The sequence below is a fragment of the Rhodococcus opacus genome (assembly GCF_012396235.1).
In the GTDB taxonomy this organism is placed as follows: domain Bacteria; phylum Actinomycetota; class Actinomycetes; order Mycobacteriales; family Mycobacteriaceae; genus Rhodococcus_F; species Rhodococcus_F opacus.
Map to the genome: position 1 here is coordinate 1 of NZ_JAAXPA010000075.1, position 3542 is coordinate 3542.

The following is a 3542-nucleotide window of genomic DNA, read 5'->3' on the forward strand; positions in this document are numbered from 1 at the left end:
GGCGCGTCGGGTGTGCGCGTCACCTGCGCACCGAACATCGACACCAGTGTGTCGGTGGTTGTCGCATGATCGGTGTGGTTCCAGTCCTCGAGGATCAGCTGTTTTTCGTCGGCGTCGAGGAGGTCGATGTCGCCGACTCGACTGTCCGTATCGGCGATGATGGCTTCGAGGACACGCAGGTATCGGTTTAGCAGGGCTTGGACGTATGGTTCGTCGAACAGGTCGTGGAGGTAGGTCAGGGTTAGTCGGATTTGGGTGTCGTCGGTGATTTTCAGGGCGAGGGGGTAGTGGGTGTTGTCGTTGGCTCTGACGCCGGTGAGGGTTATGCCGTCGAGTGCGTCGGCCTGTTCGGTAAGTGTGGTCTGCTCGACGGGATACGACTCGAACACCGTCAGCGTGTCGAAGAGGGCGTCGGTTGTTCCGGCGGCTTGCTGAATGTCGGTGAGCCCGAGATAGAGGTGGTCGAGCAGGTCGGCCTGTTCACGGTGCATCCGCGTCAGTAGTTGGGTGATCGACTCGTCCGGGTCCGCTCGCACCCTGACCGGTACCGTGTTGATGAACAGTCCGATCATCGATTCCACGCCTGCGAGCTGGGGTGGTCGTCCTGACACGGTGCTGCCGAAGACTGTGTCGTCGCGGCCGGTCATCCGCATCAGCAGAATTCCCCAGGCCGCCTGCATGACGGTGTTGACGGTGACATCGAGTCGGGCGGCCAACTCGGACAGGGCACGTGTTTTGTGCTCGCCGAGATCGGCGGCTGCTTCGCCGGCCCGCGAGGAGATCTCTCGGCCCGGGTCGGCGGGGGCGAGCAGAGTCGGGCCCTCGACACCCTCGAGTGCCGCCGCCCAGACCCGCCGCGACGTCGCCTCGTCCTGTTCGGCGCGCCACTCGAGATAATTGCGATACGGACGGGCGGGAGGCAACGCCGACGCCTGGTCGCCGGCGGCATAGAGTGCGAGCATGTCCGTCATCAGCAGTGGCATGGACCAGCCGTCGAGCAGGATGTGGTGGTTGGCGACGACCAGCTCGTACCGGTCCTCGGCGACGGTGACCAGGGTGAACCGGATCAACGGCGGTGCGGTCATGTCGAAGTGCGTGGCCTGATCGTCGGCCAGCAGTCGCGTCAACGCGTCCGGGCGAGTGGTGTCGTCGACGTCGCGGAGATCGACCTCGGACCATGGCACCGGCACCTTGTCGAGGACCAGCTGCACGGGTATGCCGTCGGCTCCCTCGACGAACGCCACCCGCAAGTTCGGGTGCCGATCCAGTACCGCCTGTGCCGCCCTGTGCAACCGGGTGGCGTCCACCCGGCCGGTGAGGGTGAACACGACCTGCATCGAGTACACGTCGACCGACGACGCGGCCAACAGAGCGTGGAACAGCAGACCCGACTGCAGCGGCGTCAGGGGCCACACGTCCGTGACCGCCGGATACGCCGCTTCCCAGCGGTCGATGTCCGGTTGGCGTGCGGTGACCAATGGTAGATCCGACGGTGTCAGCCCGCCGGCGTCGGGGGTCTGCGCATGGGTGGCGAGGGCGGCGAGCGCAGCACACCATTTCTCCGCCAAGTCCTGCACATCGGTCCGCCGGATTGCACCGGTCGGGAACGTGAACGTGGCGCCCAGCACCGGACCCTCGCTGCCGTCGGTGACGATCGCATTGATGTCGACGACGCCGTTCGCCGGCATGTCGGCATCTCCCGGGGCGGCGATGTCGCCGAGATGGCCGCACGGTGCCCACTGCGCCCCCGGCATCTCGTTCGGAACACCACCGCCGGACACCCGGCCGAGGTAGTTGAAGCTGATCTGGCCGACCGGCAGTGACCGCAACTGCTCGGCTGTGTCCTGATTCAGGTAGCGCAGCAGCCCGTAGCCGATTCCCCTGTCCGGTATAGACCTCAGCTGCTCCTTGATCGACTTGACCACCACACCGGCGCCGGCGCCACCGGTGAAGGCGTCGTCGAGGTCGGCGGCTCCGATATCCAGACGCACCGGCAACACTGTGGTGAACCAGCCCACCGTCCGAGACAGATCCGCTCCCGCGGCAATCTGCTCCTGACGGCCGTGTCCCTCGAGTTGGATCAGTGTCGAGGATTCGGAGACCTGTCGCGTGCGCCGCCACCGGCAGACGGCCAGTGCCAATGCCGCCAGCAGTCCGTCCTCGACGCCGCCGTGGAACAGTGTCGGCAAGGTCGTCAGGAGTGATGCCGTCACCGGTGCCGGTACGCTCACCTCGACCCGGTCGAGGGTGGACCCGACATCGATAGCCGCGTTGAACGGGCGGAGGCCCAATACCGGGTCGGGGGCCTGCAGCAGCGCCTGCCACATCGGCAACTCCGCCAGCCGCGCCGGGGCCGACGCCTCCTCGACCAACGCGTGCGCCCACCGACGCATCGACGTTCCGGCGGGATCCAACACCGGAGTGTGCCCAGCGGACACCTGCGCCCACGCGGAGGCCAAGTCGGGCAGGAGTATCCGCCACGACACCCCGTCGATCACCAGGTGGTGCGCGAGGATCAGCAGCCGGCCCGGCCGCTGCGCGGTGCTGCATTCCGACCGGAAATCGAGCCACACGAACTGCACCATCACGCCCGTCGTCGGCGCCAACCGCCCCAACGCCGCATCCAATTGCGCCGACGCCAACGCCGCCGCGGCTTCCTCGTCGAGATCGGCGGTGACCTCCACCCGACGAACAAGGCCGTCCACATCGATGGCATCCGACCCACCGACTTCCAGACCCCACCCGCGTTCGTCGCCGACAAGTCGCGAGCGGAAAATGTCGTGGTGCTCGAGGACGGCCTCGACCGTCGCCACCAGCTCGCCGCGCTCAATTCCGGGCGGCAACTCCACCCACATGTGTTGCGAGAATCGACCGAAGCCACCGCCCCGCTCGATCAGCGCCCGCGCGACCGGGGTCAGCGGCATCCACCCGATGCCGCCGCCCGGCAACTCCTCGAGCGCCACCGGCTGTCCGGAGTCCTCGGGACGTTGCGCGACTGCAGCCAGGCCGCCGACGGTCCTGCGCTCGAATACATCGCGTGAGGAGAACACCACGCCCCGGGCTTTCGCGCGCGAGACCAACTGAATCGCGACGATGCTGTCGCCGCCGAGAGCGAAGAACGACTCGTCGACCCCGACGCGGTCGACGCCGAGGACGTCGGTGAAGACGTCGGCGATGGTCTGTTCGGTGGGGGTGACCGGTGGTCGGAACTGCCGGTTCGACGGTGTTGGTGCGGGGAGTGCTCGCCGGTCGATCTTGCCGTTCACGCTCACTGGCATCCGGTCGAGGGTCACGAACACCGACGGCACCATGAAATCGGGCAGGCGGGCACCGACCGTCGCGGTGAGCGTGTCGGGGTCGAGGTGGGCGCCCGGGGTCGGCACCACGTAGGCCACCAGTTGCTCGGTGACGGTGCCGTGGTGGACTGTCACTGCGGCGTGGGTGATGTCGGGGTGGGTGGTGAGGGTTGCTTCGATTTCGCCGAGTTCGATGCGGTGGCCGCGGATTTTGACTTGGAGGTCGCGGCGGCCGAGGTATTCGAG

Annotated in this window: 1 protein-coding gene; it reads right to left on the reverse strand. The window is 67.1% G+C overall.

Translation table 11 applies throughout. The features are described from left to right. The coding region (locus HGB39_RS37785) for a condensation domain-containing protein (protein WP_247607632.1) at positions 1 to 3542 on the reverse strand (3542 nt) is incomplete at both ends.